Origin of the sequence: Streptomyces sp. BoleA5 (assembly GCF_000373665.1) — a bacterium.
Lineage (GTDB): Bacteria > Actinomycetota > Actinomycetes > Streptomycetales > Streptomycetaceae > Actinacidiphila.
Genome location: NZ_KB892116.1, coordinates 18,720 through 42,116 on the forward strand (window position 1 = coordinate 18,720; position 23,397 = coordinate 42,116).

Here is a 23,397-nt window from a genome sequence, read left to right on the forward strand (position 1 = left end):
GTCCGGGCCGGATGGGGAGTCGGCGGGCGCCGTGGCGCCCGGTCGCCCTCGGTTGCCCTCGGGCGGGGGAATGTCGCAGGTAGTAGCCGTACGTGTCCTCCTTTCGGGTGAACGTTGTGCGGGGTGGGGCGGCGGAGGTCTAGAGATCTTGTGGGCAGGGGATCGCACCTGTGTACGGGGAAAGCCCGGGATTGGGTCCCTGGTGATTCCCGCCGCAACCTCGGGGCTCCGAAGGAGGCGGCCATGCATGTTCTCCGCCTGTTTCACGAGCTGTGGGCCCAGCGGCCGGTCCGCTGGGCGATCGCGATCGTCGCGGGTGTGGTGTGGTGGTGGGCCCTGCTGAGGCTCGTCGTCCAGCCCGCGCAGGCAGGCTCCTTCGAGGGCCTGGTCGTCGCCGGTGGCTGGGGGCTCAGCATCGTCCCCCTGCACACGGCGAGGTGGTCACGGGGATCGTCATCGGCCGCCGGGGCGGCCGTCCGCGAGGTTGAGGGCCCGGCGCCGGGAGAACTGCCGGGAAGAGTTCCAGGACCCCGAAGTCAGTCACTACCAGGGCATGACGACGCCCCCGTCGGGGCGCAGGATCTGGCCGGTCGTGAAGGCTGAGGCGTCGGAGGCCAGGAAGAGCACGGTGTGCGCCACGTCCCGGGGGTCGCCCACACGCCCCAGGGCCGCGGCGCGCACCCGCGCCTCCTCGGCGAGGGCCTGACCCGCTCGTCGAAGCGGCCGTCGGGTCCGATGCCGTGGTGGCCCGTCATCGGTGTGCGGACGAAGCCGGGTGCCACGGCATTGGCCCGCACCCCATGGGGCCCCAGCTCCGTGGCGAGGGTACGGTCCGGGTCAGCTGGACCACGGCGGCCTTGGAGCCGCTGTAGCAGAGCAGCCCGCGGGCGCCGGTGTCGATGGCGCCGGAGGCCGTGGTGACGATACTGCCGGCGCCACGCTCGGCCATCGGGCGCGCGGCCTCGCGGGCGCAGCGCAGGACCCGCCTTGAAGTGCGCCGGTAGCACCCGGTCCAGGTCGGCGTCGTCGGTGTCCACGACGGTGCTGGAGTGCATGACGCCCGCGATGGCGGCCGGCACGCCCAGCCGTCCGCGGGCGGCCATGGTGGCCGCGACGGCCTCCGCGACCTGCGCGCGGCCGGTGGCGTCCACGGTGCGCGCCTCCGCCGCGCCGCCGGCCTTCACGGCGAGTTCGGCGGTGTGCCGGGCACCGGGCCCGCCCACGTCCGCGCAGACGACGGTGGCCCCGCCTGGGCGAGCAGCAGCGCCGAGGACCGGCCGATGCCGCCGGCGGCACCGGTGACCAGGGCGGTGCGCCCGGTGAGGTCGTACGCCGGTACGGCCATGCGGCTACGGTACGACCGGATCTGACGGCCCGTCAATCAGTGTGACCGCGGCGCGGGTGCGGGCGGCGGCGCGGGACCGCGCTGGCAGCGCGGGCACCAGTACGTCACCCGGGTCTGGCCGGGAGGCCCCAGCTCGGCGACGCGGACCGCCGTCCCGCAGCGCAGGCAGTCGTGCCGGCCGCGGCCGTACACCCAGTGCGTCCGGCCGCGCCGGGTGTCGCCGGTGGTGATGTGGCCGTGCCGGGTCTTGTTGGCCTGCAGCAGCTTCCTGGCGAGCGCGACGATCCGTTCGGGCTCGGGAACCTCGCCGACCGGCATCCACGGTGTGACGCCGCGCAGGAAGCACAACTCGCACTTGTACACGTTGCCTATGCCCGCGAGATTGCGCTGGTCCAGCAGCGCGTCCCCGACCGGCCGGGCCGGGTCGGCGGTCAGCCGGCGCACCGCCTCCTGCGGATCCCAGTCCGGGCCCAGCAGATCCGGGCCGAGATGGCCGACGGCCCGGTCCTCCTCGGCGGTGCGCAACAGCTCCAGCACGGGCAGCCGGTAACCGACCGCGACCCGTTCGGCATGGGCGAGGACCGCGCGGACCTGGTGGTCGGGGCCGCCCCTCCAGCGCTCGCCGGGCGCGTACAACTGCCAGGAACCGTCCATGCGCAGGTGCGAGTGGAGGGTCAGACCGCCCTCGACCCGCATCAGCAGGTGCTTGCCGCGGGCCACGACCTCCTCCACGTGACGTCCCGACAGGTCGGTCGTCGCCAGGCGCGGCACGCGCAGGTCAGCGCGGAGCAGGACGTGCCCCGCCAGCGCCCAGTGCAGCCGGTGCGCGGCCAGCCAGATCGTGTCGCCCTCGGGCACGGATCCCCCTGTTCCCGTCGTTCCGTTCAGGCCCGCAGCCGCAGACCGCGGGGTGTCGCGTGGAAGCCGGCCGCCTCCAGGGAGCGGCCCAGCACCGAGGTGAGGGCGGACTCGCCGTTGGTGCGTTCGACCGTGAGCCGGCCGAGCGCACCGTCCCGCACGGCCAGGGCGAGTGCGTCGGCGGCCGCCTGCAACCGCTCCTCGTCCACGCCGCCTCCTTCCGCGCCGCCGCCTCCCCGGCCGTCGGCCTCCGCGGGGGAGGGGCCCGGCCAGGCCAGCAGGGTTTTGCCGCCGCGTTCGACGTACAGCGTGAGCTCTCCGTCGACCAGGACGACCAGGGCGCCCGCCTTGCGTCCCGGCCGGTGCGTCACCCCGGCGGGCTGCTCGGGCCAGGGCAGGGCGGCACCGTAGGCGTTGGCCGGGTCGGCGGCGGCCAGCACCACGGTGCGGGCCTTGTCGTGCCGGGTGTCCTCGCGGTCCCGCGCGTTGCTGATGGCCCGCAGCCGGTCCACGGCTCCGTCCATGGCGAACTGGGCCGCGCCCAGCCCCTCCACCACGTAGCCGCGGCGCGCCTGGCCGGTCTCCTCGAAGGCCGACAGCACCCGGTAAGCGGCCGAGAAACCGCCCTCCACGCCCTCGGCGGCCACCGCGCCGCGGGTGACCACGCCGTGCCGGTCCAGCAAGGTGTGGGTGAGCGCGTGCGCCCGGTGCGTCGCGTCGGACTCCGCGGCCGGCACCAGGGACCAGCGGCCCGCGGTCGTCGGCGGGCCGCCCCGAGAGGCCGTCACCCGTGGCGCGGGCCGGCCGGTGCGGGCCGTGAAGGCGCCGTAGCGGCCGCGGGGCACCGCGCGCGGCGCCCGGTGGGCGGTGGAGCCCGCCGTACGGCCGGAGCCGAGCAGCGCGCGCAGCGGAGCGAGCGTGTCATTGGTCAGCCGGCCGGACCAGGCCAGCTCCCAGACCACCTCGGCCAGTTCCGGATCGGACACCTCGTGCCCGGCGGCGCCGACCTGCTCGGAGATCTGCCGGAAGAACAGCCCGTAGCCGCCCGACAGCCCGTCCAGGACCGCGCGGTGCACCGGGGACAGCTCCAGGGGCTGCGGCTGAGGCAGCAACAGGGGCGCGGTGTCGGCGAGGTAGAGCGACACCCAGCCGTCCTTGCCCTGCAGTGCGCCGGCCCCCGCCCACACGACCTCGCCCGCCGAGGTGAGCTCGTCCAGCATCGCCGGGGTGTAGTCCGCCACCCGGGCGGGCAGGACGAGCTTCTCCAGGGCCGAGGCGGGGACCGCCGCGCCCTGGAGCTGCTCCACGGCCCGCACCAGGCCGTCGAGGCCGCGCAGGCCGTGTGTGCCCACGTGCTGCCACTGCGGCAGGAAGGTGGCCAGGGTGGTCGGCGGTACCGGTTCCAGTTCGTGCCGCAGCGCCGCCAGCGAGCGCCGCCGAAGCCGGCGCAGCACACCGGCGTCGCACCACTCGTGGCCCGCGCCGCCCGGCCGGAACTCGCCCTGGACGACCCGGCCGGACGCGGCGAGCCGGTGCAGGGTGCCGTCGGCGACGGCGGTGCCCAGGCCGAAGCGACGGGCGGCCTCGGCCGAGGTGAACGGCCCGTGGGTACGGGCGTAGCGGGCCAGCAGATCGGCCAGGGGGTCCTTGACGGGCTCGGTGAAGGCCTCCGGCACACCGACCGGCAGCGCGGTTCCCAGGGCGTCCCGCAGCCGCCCGGCGTCCTCCACGGCCGCCCAGAGTTCCACGCCCGCGACGCGGACCCTGATCGCCCGGCGCGCCCCCTCCAGCCCGGCCGCCCAGCCGGGTTCCGCCCCGTGGGCGGCCAACTCGGCGTCGTCCAGCGGGCCCAGCACCCGCAGCACGTCGGCGACGCCCTCGGGGCCCTTGATCCGCCGTTCCTCGGTGAGCCACTGCAGCTCGCGCTCCAGCTCCACCATGACCTCGGCGTCGAGCAGTTCGCGCAGCTCGGCCTGGCCCAGGAGCTCCGCCAGCAGCCGGGAGTCCAGCGAGAGCGCCGCTGCGCGACGCTCGGCAAGGGGCGAGTCGCCCTCGTAGAGGAACTGGGCCACGTAGCCGAAGAGCAGCGACTTGGCGAACGGCGACGGCTCGGGCGTCGTCACCTCGACCAGCCGCACCTTGCGGGACTCGATGTCGCCCATCAGCTCGACCAGCCCGGGGACGTCGAAGACGTCCTGCAGGCACTCGCGGACGGCCTCCAGCACGATCGGGAACGAACCGAACTCCGAGGCCACCTGGAGCAGCTGGGCGGCCCGCTGGCGCTGCTGCCACAGCGGTGTGCGCCTGCCAGGGTCGCGGCGGGGCAGCAGCAGCGCCCGGGCCGCGCACTCCCGGAACCGGGACGCGAACAGCGCGGAACCGCCGACCTGGTCGGTGACGAGCTGCTCGACCTCGCCCTTGTCGAAGACGACGTCGGCGGCGCCGACCGGCGACTGGTCGGCGTCGAACTCGGCACCCTGCCCGGCAGGGTCCACGTCCAGCAGGTCCAGACCCATCAGGTCCGCGTCCGGCAGGCGCAGCACGATGCCGTCGTCGGCGTGCATCACCTGTGCGTCGAAGCCGTACCGCTCGCCGAGCCGGGCGCCCAGCGCGAGCGCCCACGGCGCGTGGACCTGGGCGCCGAAGGGGGAGTGGACGACCACCCGCCAGTCGCCCAGCTCGTCCCGGAAGCGCTCCACCACGATGGTGCGGTCGTCGGGCACATGGCCGCAGGCCTTTCGCTGCTCCGCCAGGTACGCCAGCACATTGTCGACGGCCCACGGGTCCAGGCCCGCCGCGGTCAGCCGCGCCCGGCCCCTCTCCGGATCCAGGGCGGCGACCTCGCGCAGGAAGGCTCCCAGGGCGCGGCCCAGTTCGAGGGGACGGCCGAGCTGGTCGCCCTTCCAGAACGGCAGCCGCCCCGGCACGCCCGGGGCGGGCGAGACCAGCACCCGGTCGCGGGTGATGTCCTCGATCCGCCACGAGGTCGTGCCCAGGGTGAAGACGTCGCCCACCCGGGACTCGTAGACCATCTCCTCGTCCAGCTCGCCGACCCGGCCGCCGCCCTTCTTCGGGTCGGCGCCGACCAGGAACACCCCGAAGAGCCCGCGGTCGGGGATGGTGCCGCCCGAGGTCACCGCCAGACGCTGCGCGCCCGGACGGCCCGTCACGGTGTTCGCCACCCGGTCCCACACCACGCGCGGCCGCAGCTCGGCGAAGGCGTCGGAGGGATAGCGCCCGGCCAGCATGTCCAGCACCGCGGTGAACGCCGAGTGCGGCAGCGCCGCGAACGGCGCGGCCCGGCGGACCACCGCCAGCAGTTCGTCGACGTCCCACGTGTCCAGCGCCGTCATCGCGACCAGCTGCTGCGCCAGGACGTCCAGGGGGTTGGAGGGGACCCGCAGCGCCTCGATCGCGCCCTCCCGCATCCGTTCGGTGACGACCGCCGACTGCACCAGGTCACCGCGGTACTTGGGGAAGACCACGCCCGTCGAGACCGCCCCCACCTGGTGCCCGGCCCGGCCCACGCGCTGCAGGCCGGACGCCACCGAGGGCGGCGACTCCACCTGGACGACCAGGTCCACCGCGCCCATGTCGATGCCCAGCTCCAGGCTGGACGTGGCGACGACGGCCGGCAGCCGCCCGGCCTTGAGGTCCTCCTCCACCAGGGCGCGCTGCTCCTTGGAGACCGAGCCGTGGTGCGCCCGGGCCAGCAGCGGCGGCGCCCCGTGCGCCGCGCCGGACTGCGCCATGATCTCCGCGGGCGGCGCTCCCTCGGGCAGGGGCTCACCCGTGGCCCGCTCGTACGCGATCTCGTTGAGCCGGTTGCACAGCCGCTCGGCCAGGCGGCGCGAGTTGGCGAAGACGATCGTGGAGCGGTGGTCCTGCACGAGGTCGGCGATGCGCTCCTCGACGTGCGGCCAGATCGAGGGCCGGGGGTCGTCGCCCTCGGTGGCGGGGGAGCCGCCGAGCTCGCCCAGGTCCTCGACGGGGACGACCACCGACAGGTCGAACTCCTTCTGCGACGGGGGCTGGACAACCGTCACCTTGCGCTGGGGCGACAGGAAGCGCGCCACCTCGTCCACCGGGCGGACCGTCGCCGACAGGCCGATCCGCCGTGCGGGGCGCTCCAGGAGCTCGTCCAGCCGCTCCAGGGACAGCGCCAGGTGCGCCCCGCGCTTCGTCCCGGCGACGGCGTGCACCTCGTCCAGGATCACGGTCTCGACGCCGCGCAGCGACTCCCGGGTCGAGGAGGTCAGCATGAGGAACAACGACTCGGGGGTCGTGATCAGGATGTCCGGCGGCCGCGTCGCCAGAGCGCGCCGCTCGGCGGCCGGGGTGTCGCCCGAGCGGATCCCCACCCTCACCTCCGGCTCCGGCAGCCCCAGCCGGACGGACTCGTGCCGCAGACCGGTCAGCGGACTGCGCAGATTGCGCTCCACGTCGACGGCGAGCGCCTTCAGCGGCGACACGTACAGCACACGGCAGCGGCGCTTGGCCTCGGCGGGCGGCGGCGCCGACGCCAGCCGGTCCAGAGCGGCCAGGAACGCCGCGAGCGTCTTGCCGGAGCCGGTGGGGGCCACCACGAGCACGTCGGAACCGCCGGCGATCGCCCGCCACGCCCCCGCCTGGGCGGCGGTGGGCGCGCTGAAGGCCCCCGTGAACCACGCGCGCGTGGCGGGGGCGAACGCGTCGAGGGCCCCCGCGGGATCCTGTTCCTCCGGGGTGCCACCGGTGCTCCGTCGCGACATGCCATCCATCCTGCCTCGCCGCACCGACAAACCGCCCCCGGTCGGTGCCCGCACCGCCTTTCCCGGGCGGGTTCGCTGGATCGCCGTGGGCGTCACGGCCGTCGGCTGCTACGGGGTGAAGCCGCTGGGCCTGTCCGTCCCCGCGGGCTTCCTGGAACGTCCCGTCGTACGGCGGCCGGCCGCGCTGCTGCCCATCGCCCTGCTGGCGGCCCTCACAGCCCTGCAGACCCTCGGGGACGGCCGCGCCCTGGTGCTCGACGCGCGCGCCGCGGGTCTGGCGGCAGCCGGCGTCGCCCTGGTGCTGCGCGCCCCCTTCCTGCTGGTCGTCGCGGAGACCGGGGTGGTGACCGGAGGGCTGCGGGCCGTCACCGGGTGACGGGTTACTGTGATCCGTCACAAAGGACGCGTCCGTGAACGCGAGTGGAGGGAGGACGATGGCGGCCGACACCCTGCCGGTCCTCTCCGACGCGGCCCGCGCCCTCGCGGCGCGCTGCGAGCACAAGGTGAACGAGATCGCCCGCACCATGACGACGCGCGCCTTCACCGACCTCCCCGGCTACGCCGAACTGCCCGCCGACGTCAAGGAAGGGGAGCTCGCCGCCACCGCGCGCCACGGCCTGCGGCTCCTCCTGCGCCGGGTCGTCCACGCCACGCCCGCCGAGCGGCCGGAGCGCGGCGACTTCGAGCGCTTCAGGGAACGCGCCGCCCAGCGCGCAGAGGAGGGGCTGCCCCTGCACCTGGTGCTGCGCAGCCATCTGCGCGGCACCGCCGTGCTGTGGCGGGCGCTGCGCGAGGTGGCCCGGCCGGGCGAGGAAGCCGCGCTCGCCGAACTCGCCGACGTCCTCATCGGCGTCCAGGAGGACATCGTCGGCGCCGTCTCCGAGACGTACCTGGACGAGCAGAGCACCCTCGCCGCCGAACACCGCGAGGAGCGCCGCGCCCTGGTGCGGGCCCTGCTCGACGGCTCCCTGCCGCCGGATCGGCTGCCCGCCGGCCGGCTGAGCCTGGCGGACGGCGCCCTCGTGCTCGCACTCCACTTCCCGCCCGAGGGCGCCGCGGGCCGCCCCCCGGTAGCGGCGCAGCGCAGGCCGCGTCGCGCCCAGGCAGCCCTCGACCGCGCCTTCGGCACCGAGGTGCCGGCCCTGCTCGACGACACCGGAGGCCACGCCGTCGTCCCGGGCCACCGGTTGCCGCCGGGTGGCGACGACGGGCTGCTGTCTCCGCTGCGCCGCGCCTGCTCCCCCGACGTACGGCTGGCCGTCGTCTCGGCCGCCGCCCCCCGGGACATCCCCGGCGCCGCCCGTACGGCGTCGGAGGTGCTGCGGGTGGCCCGCGCCGGCGGGCTGCCGCCCGGGCTGCACCGGCTCGACGACGTCCTGCTGGAGTACCACCTGTCACGGCGTGACGCGAGCAGTGAACGCATAGCCGCTCTGCTCGACCCGATCGCGGACCGCCAGGACCTGGTCGAGACCCTGCGGACCTACCTCGGCAGCCGGCTGGAACGCCGCAGCACCGCACGCCAGTTGGGACTGCACCCCAACACCGTCGACAACCGGCTCGCCCGGATCTGCGAACTCACCGGGCTCGACCTCGCCGCGCCCCACGGCACGGCCCTGGCGCTGGCCGCACTGCTGCTGCGCGACGACGCCGGCTGAGCCGGCTCAGACCAGGCGCCCGTAGGCCCGCAGGGTGAGCAGCGCGTCGAGGGTGACGAGGGGCCGCCGCTCCAAGAGCGTCCCGGGCGCCCAGGCGGGCCGCCCCGCGGGCCAGCCGCCGTCGTCCTGCTGACCGGCCGCGAGGAAGTCCAGCGCGCGGTCCATCTCCGCGTCCGTGAACCATTCCCGCGCCGGGGACTCCGGCGTGCGCGCGTAGTCGTACGCGAAACGGTGCTCGCCGTCGGGTGCTCCGGACGGTGGGGCGTGCTCCGGGTCGCGGCCGGGGTCCAGGACGACGAGCCGCTGCTCGCGCACGATCCGCCCCAGGCGCGCCGCCGCCTCCCGGGCCCGGGCGCGGTCGGGCGCGTGGTCCAGGAACGCCATCGCCGCAACGGCCTCGCCGGGATGGGTCTTGTCGAGCGTCTCGATCGCCGACCAGCAGAAGTCCGTGGCCCGGAACAGCCAGGCGTGCCACACCTCGTTGCGGTGCAGCGTGCCCACCACGGGCCCGGTGGCCAGCAGATCGCCGGGCGGACAGTCCACCAGCGGCAGCCAGGGCGCGACCGGGAAACCGCGCAGCGAGGGGTGGAGCGCGGGCAGCGCGCCCTCCGGGGTCGACACGGCCGTCACGTAACGGCAGATCCGCTCCGCGCGCTGGCCGCCGCACCTGCCGATCTCGTCGAGCACGCCCAGCGCGTGGGCCACGTGCAGCGGCTGGCTGACCGTGCCGCGCAGATCGGGGTCGAGGCCGTGGCCGTAGCCGTCGTCGGCGTTGCGGTACGCGGACAGCGCGGTCTCCACCGCGTCCGCCGGGCCGTTCCGGAAGTGGTACGCGAACCTGCGCTGCTCGAGCACCCGTGCGGTCAGCCACACGAAATGCTCGGCGCGTTCTAGCGGGGTTGCTGGCATGTGCGCACAGTAGGCCTCCGTAAGCGCTCTGCACACGCAAGTGCGCAGGGAGCACCCTGGCGTGCGACCACGCGCCCCCCGGTACGGGTCATGAGCCGCGGCGGGTTGACGGCAGCCCGGAGCACCCCCGGGCCCGAGGTGCCGGATGACGCGGGCCAGGGGCGCGGTGCCCGGCCCGCCCCTGTGACGGGCGGAAGGTCGCCGAAGGCGGCGCCCGGCGGGGGCACGGCCCGACCGGGCCCGGTGACGATGCGCGCGCGGGTCCCGGGGGGTTTGAATGGGAGGGGGACCCACGACATCGGACGACCGGGTGGCTACGCACACCGACCTGGACAACCTCGGCTCGCCGTATGACGCCGGCGGCGCCCTGTTCGTCGTCGACGGGCACGGCGACGCCCTCATGTGCACCGGGTCGGTGCACGAGCTGACCCCACCTCGCCACCGAGCGCGCCTCGCTGCGGCCCGCCGACCCGCTGCACCGGGAGGCGCTCACCGCCGCGTGCCTGTACGCCGTGTACGACCCGCTGACCCGCACCTGCACGATGGCCCGCGCCGGACATCTGGCGCCGGTGATCGTACGGCCGGACGGCAGCGCGCAGATCGTCGAGATCCCGGACGGGCCCCGGCTGGGCGCCGCCGGGTGCGCGCCGTTCGCCGCCGCCGAACTCGACATAAGGTCTTCCTCAACCTCTCCAAGGAGGAGCAGCGCACCCGGTTCCTGAAGCGGATCGACCTCCCGGAGAAGAACTGGAAGTTCTCCGCCGCCGACGTAGGCGAGCGCCGCCACTGGGACGAGTACCAGAAGGCGTTCTCCGAGATGCTGTCGGCCACCAGCACCGAGTACGCGCCCTGGTACGTCGTCCCGGCGGACCGGAAGTGGTTCGCACGGATCTGCGCCGCGGCGGTGCTCGCCCACACGCTGATGGAGATCGACCCGCAGTACCCGACGCTCGGCGAGGAGGCCCGGCGCGATCTGCTCGCCGCCCGGGAGGAGTTGGAGGCCGAGGCCCCCGACGGGGCGCTGGCCGACCCGTACGCGGCGCGGCGGCGGACGAAGGGCGCGCGGCGCCCCTGACCCGGGGCCCGCCGCGGGTACGACCGTCCCCTGGGACGGCGACCTCAGCCGGCGCGCCCAGGGCGCCACCGAGCGGATGGGCGGCGAGGGACGCCGGGGTCGGCCGTCGTCCTGCTGCTCCTGTGGGAGTCCGGAAAGCTGGTGGCACGCCGGGCACGGGCGGCGGCCGCGGCGCGGGGCCGGGCGGCGCCGCTTCAGGTGCCGGCTGCGGGCAGTTCCAGCCTGAGTTCGTAGCCGCCGTCGGCCGTCGGACCCGAGGTGACGGTGCCGCCGAGCAGCGCGGCGCGCTGCCGCAGGCCCACGAGGCCGTAGTGGGCGCTGGGCAGCGGGAGCGCGGGCCGGGTGGGGGCGGTGTTGGTGACCGTGACCCGGACCGTGCCGCCCTGGCGGTGGATCCGGACCCGCGCGGAGGCACCGGGGGCGTGCTTGCGCACGTTGGTCAGCGCCTCCTGGACGGTGCGGTAGACCGCGCGCTGCACCGTCGGCGGCAGCCCGTCCGGCAGGTCCGGCTGCAGTTCGGCCTCGATGCCGCTGCCGCTCACCAGCCGTTCCAGGTCGGCGAGGGAGGGCTGCGGGGTCAGCTCCGTGGGCCGGCCGCCGGCGGCGCGCAGCACGCTGACCATGTGCCGCAGCTCGTCCAGGGTCTGCACGCTCAGCCGCCGGATCGTCGCCGCGGCCTCCTTGACCTCGGCGTCCTGCGTGCCGACCTGGAGCGCCCCGGCCCGCACGGCGATCAGGCTGACCTGGTGGGAGACCACGTCGTGCATCTCCCGGGCGAGCTGGGCGCGTTCCTTGGCCAGTACGGTCTGCGCGGTCAGCAGCCGCTCGTGGTCGCGGGCCTCGGAGATCTCGAGGAGCCGCAGCGACAGATCCCGCCGGGCCTGCACGAGCTGCCCCAGGAAGGCCGGGGCGGCGGCCGTAGCCGCCGTGTAGCTCAGGGTGATCAGGGTCGAGGGCTCGGACAGGTCGAACTTCGGGGCGGGCCACGGCGCCATGTCCGCGATCGTGAAGGCCAGCGCGCACCCCGCCAGCAGCCACCTGCGCCGGGTGAACGAGGCGAGGGTGTACAGCGCGGCAAGCGTGGCGAAGGCCGCGTCCGAGACCAGCACGGCGGGCAGCGCCAGCACGAAGGTGATCAGCGGCAGGCGCCGGCGCAGCATCAGGGCGACCGCGCCGCCGAGGGCGCAGCCCAGGCGCACCGGCTCCTCGGGGTCGACGTTGACCCAGATGTCGAACAGCGCGACCCCGACGACGACGAGGTCCACCACCACGGGAGACGGCCGCCGGAACCTCATCCGCCCTCACCGTCCTGCGCTCGCTTGAGCAGCCCCGCGCGCTCCGCGAGCAGCGCGGCCTGCACGCGGCTGCCCACCTGCAGCTTGGTCAGGATGGCGCTCACATGGTCCTTCACCGTGCCCGTCCCCAGGTGCATCCGCCCGGCGATGTCCGCGTTCGACAGGCCCTCGGCGACCAGGAGCAGCACGGTGCGCTCGCGCTCGGTCAGCCGGGCCACGCCGCGCGCCGCCGACTCCTGCGGGCCCGAACCCAGGTACCCGTCCACGACCGTCCGGGTGACCTTGGACGACAGCACGGCGCCGCCGTCGGCCAGGGTCCGCACCAGGAACGGCAGTTCCTCGGGGTCGGTGTCCTTCAGCAGGAAACCGGCCGCGCCCGAGCGGAGCGCCGTGGCCACGTACTCGTCCATGTCGAAGGTCGTCAGCATCGCCACCACCGGAGGCTGCGGCAGCCGCCGGAGCCCGGCCAGGACGGTGAGGCCGTCCACGTCGGGCATCCTGATGTCCAGCAGGACGACGTCGGGCTGGGACTCCTGCGCCGTACGGATCGCCTGCCCGCCGGGCACCGCGGCCACGACCTCGATGTCGTCCGCCGCGTCGAGGATGCGCTGGAAGCCCGTACGGATCAGGGCCTCGTCGTCGACCACCAATACCCGGATCACGCGTGCTCCACTCACCACCGGACCCCTGCCCGATTCCTACCACGCCGCGGGCCGTCCGGCAGGTCACCGGGCCGCGTCCGGCCAGGTGACGGGGAGCGGAGGCCGGAAGGCGGAGGCGGTGCCGGACGAGTGCCGGAGGGGGCGCCGCGGGCGGTTTCCACAACGCTGGAGGCAAGACCAACGTAACACCGGGTGTGCCGCGGGCAGCGGCGCGCGCGGTGGGGCGAGGCCCGTCGACGGGGCGGGGGCGGGCCCGGTGGGCCGGGCGGTGGAGATGTCCCGCGGACGCTCCTCGGCGCCGTTCGCGCCGCGCGCCGGGCCGGCCCGAGCCGCGGACCGGGCGGGCGGGACGGCAGGCCGCCGCCCGGGCGCTGATCCGCTCCGCCGCCCTCGGCGCCCAGGCCGACGTGATCCCGCCTGCTACGGCCTGGCCCTCGCCCTGGCGCTCCCGCTGCGCCGGCTGGGGGCCGCACGCGACCTGGCCCTCGTCGCGCCGGCGGCGTGCCGGTCCTGCCCCGGGTGCCGTACCCGCTCCGCGCGGCGGCCCACGGCGGCTGGGCCGACGCCCCCGCCGCGGCCGGTCACGGAGGCTCCTGGCTCGCCCTGCACCTGGTGCCTGCCGGGCGCGGCGCGCTCGGGCGCGGTGAGTGCCGCCACGGACGGGCCCGGCCGCGGCCGCACCAGTGCCGCGCTGCCACCGCGGCCGTGCGACGGGCCTCCAGCGACGGGGCGGGGGACACGGCACGGGCGGCGAGCACGTGCCGCTCCGGCGCCCGGAGGGCGTCAGTGGTGGAGGGCCGCCTTGGCGCGCTCCAGGGCGACGCGGACCGCCGCGGACAGGGTCTCGATGTCGTACGCGCGGTAGTGGCGGCGGCCGTTGATGAAGAAGGTCGGCGTGCCCGACACATTGCTCAGGTCCGCGGACTCTGCGTCCTCGGCGACCCGGACCGCGACGGCGCGGCTCTCGAGGTCGTGCCGGAAGCGCTCCATGTCGAGCCCGGCCGCCTCGGCCAGCCGCTCCAGTCCGCGGACGTCGAGCGCCTGGGGGTGCGCGAAGATCTGGTCGTGCATCTCCCAGAAGCGGTCCTGCTCGGCCGCGGCCTCGGCGGCGCGGGCGGTCTGCACGGCGTGGGGGTGCACATCGGCGAGCGGCAGATGGCGCCAGACGTACCGTACGTCGCCGAAGTCGGCGAGCAGGTCGCGGATGACGGGCTCCGCCTCACCGCAGTAGGGGCACTCGAAGTCGCCGTACTCGACGACGGTGACCAGGGCGTCGTGCGGGCCGCGCACATGGTCGCGCTCCGGGTCCACGGGGACGGCCAGGTCCTCCAGTTGCTGCGCCTTGCCCAGCAGCGCCCGCCGGCGCACCGCGCGGGGCAGCCGGGACAGGACGAGCGTCACGCCCCAGGTGAACAGGAAGGACAGGACGACCGCGGCGAGGATGCCGACCTTCGCCTCGGCGAGCCGCGCGCCCTCGAAGGCGCGGGCCGCGATGAGCAGGGCGATGGTGAAGCCGATGCCGGAGATGGTGCCGCCGGCCGTCACCGCCCCCCAGCCGACCGGCGGGCGCAGCCGCCCGCGGCTGAGCCGCGTGGTCAGCGCCGAGGCGCCCACGATGCCGAGCGGCTTGCCCACGGCGTAGGCGACGACGATGCCCAAGGTGACGGGGGAGGTGAACGCGGCCGCCAACTGCCGTGCGTCGAGGGTGATGCCGGCGTTGGCCAGGGCGAAGGCGGGGACGATCAGATAGCTCGTCCAGGGGCGGAACAGCTCCTGCAGCCGGGAGTTGAGCGACACCGACAGCGCCAGGCCCCGCCGGGCGTCGCGCTCCAGAGCGGGGGTGGGCTGCTCCCTGAAACGCAGGTAGAGCGTGCTGGCCCGGCGTAGGTCGGCGCCGCGCGCCGGGTGGTCGCAGGCCATGAGGCCGAGCGCCAGCCCGGTGACGACGGGATCCACCCCGGAGCCGAGCAGGGCGAACCACACGGCCACACCGGTCAGCGCGAAGGCGGCGCCGCGGAACTCGCCGCACGCCCGCACGATGGAGTTGGACGCCACGAGTCCGACGACGAAGATGCCGATGGCGACGAGCAGTTCCGGCCAGGAGATGCCGCTGGTGTAGGCGAAGGCGATGACGGCGAGCGCGATGAAGTCGTCGACGACGGACGCCGTCAGGATGAACGCCCGGGTGGCCGCGGGGAGTCTGCGGCCCAGCAGGGCGTAGAGCCCGAGGGCGAACGCGGTGTCGGTGGAGATCACGGTGCCCCAGCCGCGCGCTTCGGGGGTGCCGTGGGTGAACGCGAGGTAGAGCGCGAGCGGTACGAGCATGCCGGCCAGTCCGGCCGTCGTGGGCAGGGTGATCCGGGTCCGTTCGCGGAACTCGCCGAGGTCGAACTCCCGGCGGGTCTCCAGGCCGACCATGAAGAAGAACAGCGTCATCAGCCCGCTGTTGATCCACTCCCGCAGGTCGAGCGACACCCCCTGCGAGCCCAGGGTGAGCGACAGATGGGTGTGCCACACCGACTCGTAGCTCTCCGGCGCCAGATTGGCCCAGGCCAGGGCGATGACGGTGGCCGCCAGCAGGAAACCGGCGCCCGCGGTCTCGGTGCGCAGGAAACGCAGCCGCGGAGCGGTCACGCCAGGGCGGCGCGGAGTCTGCCCCGTTGCTTGCAGTGACGGGAACGCGCTCACCCGCACATCGTGGCACGAGCCCGCGACAGCGGCCTGTCGCACGGACGTCCGGGGCTGACCGGCGGCGCCTTCAGGGCCTGCCCGGAGCCCGCGGACCCTACGCACGGTGACCGCTCCGCCCGCCGCGGGCCCGGCGGTTGGCGCTCCGGCGCCGGACGTTCGAGACTCAAGGAGACGACTTCTTCCCGTACGGCCGGACAAGCGCCCACGACCTCGTGGCAGCGGGCCGCTGGGCTGCGGAAGGCCGTAGACCCTCAGGTGATCACATGGTGGACAAGTCAGCCGAGGTCCGTGGGCGCGAGCAGGATGAGGCCCCGACCACCGGGGGACATCGCGCCGGTCCCGGGACCGGCACCGAAAGGATCCTCGCGGAGACCCTGGCCGGCGTCGTCCACGCCGATCAGGTCCGCGTCGACAGCCACTTCTTCGACGACCTGGGCGCCGACTCGCTGGTCATGGCGCACTTCTGCGCACGGCTGAGGAAACGGCCGGACGCGCCGTCGGTGTCGATGAAGGAGATCTACCGCCATCCCACCGTCCGCAGCCTGGCCGCCGCCCTCGACGACGCCCCGCCGGCCGCCACCGCCGCCCCCGAGACCGCGACAGGTCCGGCACGGGCCGCGGCGCCGCCGCCGGTCGCGGGAGCGCCGACCGGCACCCCCCACTACGTGCTCTGCGCGGTGCTGCAACTCGCCTTCTTCATGGCGTACTCCTTCGGGGCCGCCCTCGTCCTCACCAAGGGCGTGGACTGGATCGGCGGGGCCTCGGGCCTGGTCGACACCTATCTGCGGGCGATCGCCTTCGGCGGCGTGACCTTCGCGGCGGTGTGCGTGCTCCCCGTCGTCGCCAAGTGGGTGCTCGTCGGCCGGTGGCGCCCCCGGCGGATCCGCATCTGGAGCATGGACTACCTGCGCTTCTGGTGCGTCAAGACGCTCATCCGGTCGGATCCGCTGGTGTTCTTCCACGGGTCGCCGCTGTACACGCTCTACCTGCGGGCGCTCGGCGCGAGGATCGGGCGCCGCGTCACCGTCCTGTCACGGCGCGTGCCGGTCTGCACCGACCTGCTCACCATCGGCGACGACACGGTGATCCGCAAGGACGTGTTCTTCTCGGGCTACCGCGCCGAGTCCGGGGTGATCAGGACCGGCCCCGTCACGCTCGGCAAGGACGTGCTCGTCGGCGAGGTGACGGTGATCGACATCGACACGGTCATGGGCGACGGTACCCAGCTCGGGCACGCCTCCTCCCTCCACGCAGGCCAGCGCGTGCCCGACGGCGAGCACTGGCACGGGTCCCCGGCCCAGCCCGCCGACGTCGACTACCGGGCCGTCGGACCGGCCCGCTGCGGCGCCGCGCGCCGGGCGGGCTACTCCCTGTCGCAACTGCTCGGAGCGGTCCTGGTGTACGTGCCGCTGGCCGTCGCCGGCTCGGTGCTGCTGTTCGCCGCCGTGCCGCAGTTCGCCTCGCTCCTGGAGCCGGGCCCCACGGCGCTGACGACCTGGGGGTTCTACGCCGACGCCCTGGTCACCTCGATCGCCCTGTTCTTCGGCGCGGTGGTGCTCGGCCTGCTGTTCACGGTGACGGTCCCGCGCGTGCTGAACCTCGCCGTCAGACCGGACACGGTCTACCCCCTGTTCGGCTTCCGGTACGGGATGCACCGGACCATCGGCTTCCTGACCAACCGGCGCTTCTTCAAGACCCTGTTCGGCGACAGCTCGGCGATCGTCCACTACCTCGGCGGCCTGGGCTACCGGCTCTCGCACGTGGAGCAGACCGGGTCGAACTTCGGCACGATCATGAAGCAGGACAACCCGTTCCTCAGTTCCGTCGGCCGGGGGACGATGGTGGCCGACGGGCTGTCGATCGTCAACGCCGACTTCTCCAGCTCGTCCTTCTGCGTCTCGCGGGTCACCATCGGTCCGCACAACTTCGTCGGCAACTACGTCGCCTACCCGTCGCAGGGCAGGACGGGGGACAACTGCCTGCTGGCGACGAAGGTCATGGTCCCGGTGGACGGGCAGGTCAGGCAGGGCGTCGGCCTGCTGGGCTCGCCCAGTTTCGAGATCCCGCGGTCCGTCCTGCGCGACAGCAAGTTCGACCATCTCAAGGACGGCGAGACCTTCCGGCGCCGTCTGGCGGCCAAGAACCGGCACAACGTCTTCACCATGGCGCTGCATCTGCTCGCACGGTGGGTCTTCTTCTTCTGGGTGGCGCTCGTGGTGTCGATCGCCGCGGACCTGTACTCCACGCTCGGTCTGTCGGTGATCGCCCTCGTCAACGTCCTCACCCTCGCCTTCACCGTCGTCGACATGGTGCTCTCCGAACGCATCGCCACCGGATTCCGGGGGCTGCGGCCGCTGTACTGCTCGATCTACGAACGTCCCTTCTGGCGGCACGAGCGCTACTGGAAGGTGACCAGCGTGAGCGAGGCGATCATGGTCTTCAACGGCACGCCCTTCAAGAGCGTCATCTGGCGCTGGCTGGGCGTCCGGGTGGGCCGGCGGGTCTTCGACGACGGCTGCTACTTCCCGGAGCGCTCCCTGGTCGCCATCGGGGACGAGTGCGTGCTCAACGAGGGCAGCCGCATCCAGTGCCACTCGCAGGAGGACGGCACCTTCAAGTCCGACCGCAGTGCCCTGGGGGCCGGCTGCACCGTCGGCGTCGGGGCCCTCGTCCACTACGGCGTGACGATGGGTGACGGGACGGTCCTCGCGCCCGACTCCTTCCTGATGAAGGGCGAGGAGATGCCGCAGGGCGCCCACTGGGCCGGGAACCCCGCGCGGGAGATGCCGGACGAGCTGCCGGTGCCCCCGGCCCACCGCGTCGACGCGGCCGCCGCCCGTACCAGGACCGGCTGAGCGGCGACGCCGGGCCGTGCTCCGTGACCGTCCGTGCACTGCGGTGGCACGCGTGCCCGATCGGGCCAACACTGGTGGAGTACGGGCAAATCGACTACGGCGGGCGCCACTCAGCCGTTGTGGGCCCGCCGGACGGGTGGGCAAGGTGACGACTTCCCCCTTCGGGTCCGGCGACCCGTTCTCCGACCTCTTCAACCGCTTCTTCGGGATGAGCCCGGCGGCATCGCCACCCGCCGTCCAGCGCGTCCCCATCGGGCGACTGCTCAGCGACTCCTCCAGCCAACTGCTGGCGGCCGCCGCGAGCAGGGCGGCCGCGGACGGCGCCGACCTCGACACCGAGCACCTGCTGTGGGCGGCCACCCGCGTACCGGCGGGCCGGCAACTGCTGGAGCAGGCGGGCGTGGACCCGGACCGGCTGGCCGAGGACGTGGCCGCGGTCCTGCCCTCGGGCACCGGCGGCGGGGAGCCCGCGCTCACCCCGGCCGCGAAGCGCGCCCTGCTCGCCGCGCACGCGCGCTCCCAGGCCACCGGCGCCTCCTACATCGGCCCGGAGCACATCCTCGCCGCGCTCGCCGACGATCCGCGCTCCGGCCTCGAGATGCGCTCCGAGGGCGCCGACCCCACGGCCATGGCGGGCAGGGGCGGCGGCACGCGGTCCGCGCCGACCGACACCCCGACCCTGGACGAGTACGGCCGGGACCTCACCGAGGAGGCGCGCGGCGGGCGGCTGGACCCGGTGATCGGCCGCGGCGAGGAGATCGAGCAGACCGTCGAGGTGCTGTCCCGGCGGACCAAGAACAACCCCGTGCTCATCGGCGACCCCGGCGTCGGCAAGACCGCCATCGTCGAGGGCCTCGCCCAGCGGATCGTGGCCGGGGAGGTGCCAAGGGCCCTGCGGGACCGCCGGGTGGTCGGCCTGGACCTGGCCGGACTCGTGGCCGGCTCCAAGTACCGCGGGGAGTTCGAGGAACGCCTGAAGAAGGTGATCGACGAGGTCACCGCGGCGAAGAGCAGCGTCATCCTGTTCATCGACGAACTCCACACCGTCGTCGGTGCCGGGGCGGGCGGCGAGGGGGCCATGGACGCGGGGAACATCCTCAAACCCGCCCTGGCCCGCGGTGATCTGAGCGTGGTCGGCGCCACCACCATCGACGAGTACCGCAGGTACATCGAGAAGGACGCGGCCCTCGAACGCCGCTTCCAGCCGGTGATGGTGCCCGAGCCCTCCGTCGACGAGACGGTCGAGATCCTGCGCGGACTGCGCGACTCGTACGAGGCGCACCACCAGGTGCGCTACACCGACGAGGCGCTGGACGCCGCGGCCGCCCTGTCCGACCGCTACATCAGCGACCGCTTCCTGCCCGACAAGGCCATCGACCTCATGGACCAGGCCGGCGCCCGCGTGGGCCTGCGGTCCCTGGGCGGCCCGGGCCCGTCCGACGAGCTGGAGGAGCGCCTCACCAAGCTCCGCCGCGAGAAGGACGAGGCCGTCAGCACCGAGGACTTCGAACGCGCCGGCGGCCTCAAGGAGCGGATCCGGGAGCTGGAGAACGAACTCGCCGCGGTCGCCGGGGAACGGGAGCAGACCCCGGGCGTCACCGCCGAGGACATCGCCGAAGTGCTGTCCGCGCGCACCGGCATCCCCGTCTCCCAGCTGACCGAGACCGAGCGCGAGCGGCTGATGAAGCTGGAGGAGGACCTCCACAGGCGGGTGATCGGCCAGAACGAGGCGGTCGACGCCGTCGCCCAGGCCGTGCGCCGAGGCCGCGCCGGCATGGGCGACCCCGACCGGCCCACCGGCAGCTTCCTGTTCCTCGGGCCGACCGGCGTCGGCAAGACGGAACTCGCCAAGGCGCTCGCCGAGTTGCTCTTCGGCGACCCCGAGCGCATGATCCGCTTCGACATGAGCGAGTTCCAGGAGAAGCACACCGTCTCCCGGCTCGTCGGCTCCCCGCCCGGCTACGTCGGATACGACGAGGCGGGGCAGCTCACCGAGGCGGTGCGCCGCAAGCCGTACAGCGTCGTGCTGTTCGACGAGGTCGAGAAGGCCCATCCGGACGTCTTCAACCTGCTGCTGCAGGTGCTGGACGACGGGCGCCTCACCGACGCCCAGGGCCGCACGGTGGACTTCCGCAACACCGTGGTCATCATGACCAGCAACATCGCCTCCAAGCACATCCTCGACCACGAAGGGGCGATCGACGACATCAGGGACGACCTGATGGCCGAGCTCCAGGCGCACTTCCGGCCCGAGTTCCTCAACCGCATCGACGAGATCATCGTCTTCCACGCGCTGACCCGGTCGGACCTCGTGCAGATCGTCGACCTGCTGCTGGAGCGCAGCCGCCGCAGGCTGCACGCCCAGCAGATCGGCCTCGATGTCACCCAGGCCGCCAAGGAGTGGCTGGCCGACCGGGGCTACCAACCGGAGTTCGGGGCGCGTCCGTTGCGCCGCACCATCCAGACCGAACTCGACAACAGGCTCTCCAACATGCTGCTCGACGGCACCCTCAACCCCGGGGACACGGTCGTCGCCGACGTCAGGGACGGGCGGTTGACCCTCGGCCTCGAGGGCCGCGAAGCGCAGGATCCGGCCGAGGAGGCGGCGGCGTCGGACGGCTGACGCCGGCCCACCAGGCAGCTCACGGGCGGGCATCCGCCCCCGGGCCCGCGCCCTCCCCGGAACCGAACGGGGCGGGCGCCGGGAGGAGACGGAAAATGACCGGTCACATGTACCTCGCCTACGACTACCCGGTCCTGGGCGCGTTCTGGACGATGATGTGGATCTTCCTCTGGGCCATCTGGATCTTCCTCATCGTCCGCGTCGTGATGGACGTCTTCCGCGACGACGCGATGAACGGATGGGCCAAGGCGGCGTGGCTGCTCTTCGTGCTCGTCCTCCCCTTCATCGGGATCCTCGCGTACCTGCTCTTCCGCGGCTCGGGCATGGGCAGGCGCGAGGCGGAGCAGATGCGCAACCGCCAGAAGGCGTTCGACGAGTACGTCCGCGAGACCGCCGGCGGCGGCACGGCGGCCGGCGGGGTCGACGCGCTCGCCAAGCTCTCGGAGCTCAAGGCGAAGGGCGACCTGACCGAGGAGGAGTTCCAGCGCTTCAAGGAGAAGGTCCTGCGCTGAACCGTCCTCGTCACGCGGCGGCGTGCGCCGCCGCGCGCAGCGCCGGGAGACACCATGAACGCACCGTACGGACACACCACGACGCAGGGGCCCGCAGACCCTGACGAGGTGCTCGGCAAGCTGGGCGGCTCCTGGGGGTGGTCCCTGGGCTTCGCGCTCGCGACGCTCGTGGCGGGGGTCGTCGTGCTCGTCTGGCCGGACGAGACGCTGCACGTGCTGGCGGTCGTCATCGGCCTCTACCTGCTCCTCGCGGGCGTCTTCCGCTTCGTCACGGCGTTCTCCCGCCGGGACGGCGGCGGCCGGGTGACGGCCGTGATCGTCGCGGTGGTCGCCGTGCTCGCCGGGGTCCTCTGCCTGCGGCACCCGCTGCAGACCACCGCCGTGCTCTCCCTCGTCCTCGGCGCGTACTGGCTGGTGTCGGGGCTGCTCGTGGGGTTCATCGCCATCGCGGGACGGGACATGCCGCACCGCGGGATGGCGTTCGCGGTGGCCGCGCTCGGGGTCGTCGCCGGGATCGTCGTGCTCGCCTTCCCCGTGCAGTCGGCGGTCGCGCTGGCCCGGCTGGTCGGGCTGTGGCTCGTCCTGCTGGGCCTGGCCGAGGCGGCGGCGGCCCTCGCGCTGCGCTCCCTCGCGAAACGGCCGGCGCCGGCGGGTCCGCCCCGGTGATCAGGGCGCGGCGTCGCCGGCGGTCTGCGCGGGCGCCGGGGTCCGCAGCGTCTGCTCGGCCCAGGTGATCTTGCCCTGCCCGTGGTAGCGGGTGCCCCACTGGTCGGCGCAACGCGAGACGATGACCAGGCCGCGCCTGCTCTCGTCCAGGGTCCGGGCGTGCTTCGGGTGCGGCGCGCCCGCGCCCGCGCCCGCGTTCAGGAGGTGAGGAGCCGCTCGTCGGACGGGGCCGGGGAGGGCGAGGGGAAGCCGTCGCCGTACTGCACCGCGATCATGGCGATGTCGTCGTCGAGCTTGATGGCGCCGCCGCCCACGTGCATCGAGAGCCCGTCGAGCACGTGCTGGAGCAGTTCCTCCGGACGGGAGCCCGGCCAGGTGGCCACGTGCGCGCCCAGGTCGTAGAACTGGCCGTCGTCGTTGCGGGCCTCGATGGCCCCGTCGGTGTAGAGCAGCAGCGTCGACTCGCGGCCGAAGGGGAAGGTGTCGACGACGTAGTCCCCGGCGTCCAGGCTGCCCAGGCCGAGCGGGGGAGAGGGCGTGGCGGGGGACAGCAGCAGGGTGCCGGACCGCCGTGCCATGTAGGGCGGCGGATGCCCGCAGTTGACCATGTGGATCTCGGTGCAGTCGTCGGGGACCTCGAGGACCAGCGCGGTGATGAACCGCTCCACGGCGTCGCTGTCGGTCCGGCCCGTCTCCTCGAAGTGGCCGCGTATCGAGTGCTCCAGGTCGGCCATCAGCTCCGGGAGCGAGCCGAACCTGCGGGCCGCCCCCCGGAACGCCCCGAGCAGGGCCTCCGCGTCCTCGACCGCCGGCAACCCCTTGCCCTTGACGTCCCCGATCAGGAAGCGCACCCCCGCCGCGCTCCTGGCCACCGCGTACAGGTCCCCGCCGATCTGCGCGTAGGGATGGGAGGCGTGGTACGCCGCCCGCACGAGCAGCGGCCCGATGCGCGGGGGCAGCGGGCGCAGCAGGACGCGCTGGATGGTGTCGGACACGATCCGCACCTCCATCAGCTCCCTGACGCTGCGGTCGCGGATGCTGCGGGAGGCGATGACGAAGGCCGAGACGAGGAGGATCTCCAGCTGGTGCACGGCGGGGATGGACGTGCCCAGCAGGTCGTCGTGCACGTCCAGCACCAAGGCCGCCACGCAGGACAGGGCGGCGCTCAGGGTCGTCGTCCCCGGCCCCGCCAGCACCGCAGTGGTGGCGGGGACCACCACCATCAGCGAGGCCAGGTGCTCGGTGGGCGGCAGTATGAAGCCGGTGACGACGATGGAGATGATCATGAAAAGGGCCAGGCCCAGCGGCCCGTGGCCCTGGGTCAGCAGCGTCACCCAGGAGGGGGCGGCCCCCGAGCGGTGCGGCGCCGCCCGCCGCCCGGGCAGCCGCCGCAGGCGGTGCGTGAGGTTGTCCTTCATCGCGGCTCCGGGTCCCCGACGGGTCCGGGGGCCGGAGCAGGAAGGCCGTCCTCCAGCGCTGGCGGTCGCATATACCGAATGT

15 protein-coding genes and 1 pseudogene are annotated in these 23,397 nt (G+C 74.1%); 8 read left to right on the top strand and 8 right to left on the bottom strand.

From position 1 onward, the window contains the following. Positions 1 to 543: 543 nt before the first annotated feature. From B085_RS43920 to B085_RS0127265, 3 genes and pseudogenes are all read right to left on the bottom strand, one after another. Positions 544 to 1,345 (bottom strand): annotated as a pseudogene (locus tag B085_RS43920) (SDR family NAD(P)-dependent oxidoreductase). A 36-nt stretch (positions 1,346 to 1,381) separates the two neighbouring features. Further along, positions 1,382 to 2,203: a DNA-formamidopyrimidine glycosylase family protein gene (locus B085_RS0127260; RefSeq protein ID WP_018561782.1), complete on the bottom strand. Its 822-nt coding sequence runs from the start codon at positions 2,201 to 2,203 to the stop codon at positions 1,382 to 1,384. 26 nt (positions 2,204 to 2,229) lie between these two features. Continuing rightward, complete coding sequence (locus B085_RS0127265; protein ID WP_018561783.1) at positions 2,230 to 6,954, bottom strand: ATP-dependent helicase; 4,725 nt, start codon at positions 6,952 to 6,954, stop codon at positions 2,230 to 2,232. Between B085_RS0127265 and B085_RS0127270 the strand changes: the two genes are divergently transcribed. Beyond that, on the top strand, positions 6,953 to 7,330 hold the full coding sequence (locus B085_RS0127270) for an AzlD domain-containing protein (protein WP_158689838.1): 378 nt from the start codon (positions 6,953 to 6,955) through the stop codon (positions 7,328 to 7,330). The two genes, B085_RS0127265 and B085_RS0127270, sit on opposite strands and share 2 nt — an antisense overlap. Positions 7,331 to 7,388: 58 nt before the next feature. Beyond that, complete coding sequence (locus B085_RS0127275) at positions 7,389 to 8,609, top strand: PucR family transcriptional regulator (RefSeq protein ID WP_018561785.1); 1,221 nt, start codon at positions 7,389 to 7,391, stop codon at positions 8,607 to 8,609. A gap of 6 nt (positions 8,610 to 8,615) precedes the next feature. Here B085_RS0127275 and B085_RS0127280 read toward each other — a convergent pair whose 3' ends face one another. Beyond that, on the bottom strand, positions 8,616 to 9,518 hold the full coding sequence (locus tag B085_RS0127280) for a hypothetical protein (protein ID WP_026251493.1): 903 nt from the start codon (positions 9,516 to 9,518) through the stop codon (positions 8,616 to 8,618). 512 nt (positions 9,519 to 10,030) lie between these two features. On the opposite strand from B085_RS0127280, the gene B085_RS48845 reads away from it, so the two are divergent. Both B085_RS48845 and B085_RS43925 read left to right on the top strand, forming a co-directional pair. Then, complete coding sequence (locus tag B085_RS48845; RefSeq protein ID WP_234018666.1) at positions 10,031 to 10,240, top strand: SpoIIE family protein phosphatase; 210 nt, start codon at positions 10,031 to 10,033, stop codon at positions 10,238 to 10,240. Then, on the top strand, positions 10,159 to 10,593 hold the full coding sequence (locus tag B085_RS43925) for a hypothetical protein (RefSeq protein WP_018561787.1): 435 nt from the start codon (positions 10,159 to 10,161) through the stop codon (positions 10,591 to 10,593). Before B085_RS48845 ends, B085_RS43925 begins: the two co-directional genes overlap by 82 nt. Before the next feature lie 194 nt (positions 10,594 to 10,787). On the opposite strand, the gene B085_RS0127290 is transcribed toward B085_RS43925, so the two are convergent. The 3 genes from B085_RS0127290 to B085_RS0127300 all read right to left on the bottom strand — a co-directional run bounded on the left by B085_RS0127290 (position 10,788) and on the right by B085_RS0127300 (position 15,184). Further along, positions 10,788 to 11,888, bottom strand: a complete 1,101-nt coding sequence (locus tag B085_RS0127290; RefSeq protein ID WP_026251494.1) for a sensor histidine kinase — start codon at positions 11,886 to 11,888, stop codon at positions 10,788 to 10,790. Further along, positions 11,885 to 12,550: a response regulator gene (locus B085_RS0127295; protein WP_026251495.1), complete on the bottom strand. Its 666-nt coding sequence runs from the start codon at positions 12,548 to 12,550 to the stop codon at positions 11,885 to 11,887. Before B085_RS0127295 ends, B085_RS0127290 begins: the two co-directional genes overlap by 4 nt. Positions 12,551 to 13,333: 783 nt before the next feature. Further along, positions 13,334 to 15,184, bottom strand: a complete 1,851-nt coding sequence (locus B085_RS0127300; protein WP_018561790.1) for a Na+/H+ antiporter NhaA — start codon at positions 15,182 to 15,184, stop codon at positions 13,334 to 13,336. Positions 15,185 to 15,504: 320 nt separating this feature from the next. Here B085_RS0127300 and B085_RS0127305 point away from each other — a divergent pair, with 320 nt between their 5' ends. The 4 genes from B085_RS0127305 (at position 15,505) to B085_RS43935 (ending at position 21,897) form a co-directional block, all read left to right on the top strand. Beyond that, entirely contained in the window at positions 15,505 to 18,096 is a 2,592-nt protein-coding gene (locus B085_RS0127305; protein ID WP_018561791.1) for a Pls/PosA family non-ribosomal peptide synthetase, read from the top strand. Between the two features lie 145 nt (positions 18,097 to 18,241). Beyond that, a complete protein-coding gene (locus tag B085_RS43930; RefSeq protein ID WP_051102179.1) occupies positions 18,242 to 20,719 on the top strand; it encodes an ATP-dependent Clp protease ATP-binding subunit in 2,478 nt (825 codons plus the stop codon). A 95-nt stretch (positions 20,720 to 20,814) separates the two neighbouring features. Continuing rightward, the gene (locus B085_RS0127315) at positions 20,815 to 21,231 is read left to right on the top strand and encodes an SHOCT domain-containing protein (RefSeq protein WP_018561793.1); all 417 of its coding nucleotides are present in this window, start codon (positions 20,815 to 20,817) and stop codon (positions 21,229 to 21,231) included. Positions 21,232 to 21,285: 54 nt separating this feature from the next. Next, complete coding sequence (locus tag B085_RS43935; protein ID WP_018561794.1) at positions 21,286 to 21,897, top strand: HdeD family acid-resistance protein; 612 nt, start codon at positions 21,286 to 21,288, stop codon at positions 21,895 to 21,897. Positions 21,898 to 22,094: 197 nt separating this feature from the next. Here the strand turns inward: B085_RS43935 and B085_RS0127325 are convergent, their stop codons facing one another. Further along, positions 22,095 to 23,315 (bottom strand): PP2C family protein-serine/threonine phosphatase, encoded by a 1,221-nt coding sequence (locus B085_RS0127325; RefSeq protein WP_018561795.1) that lies wholly within the window; start codon positions 23,313 to 23,315, stop codon positions 22,095 to 22,097. Positions 23,316 to 23,397 lie beyond the last annotated feature (82 nt).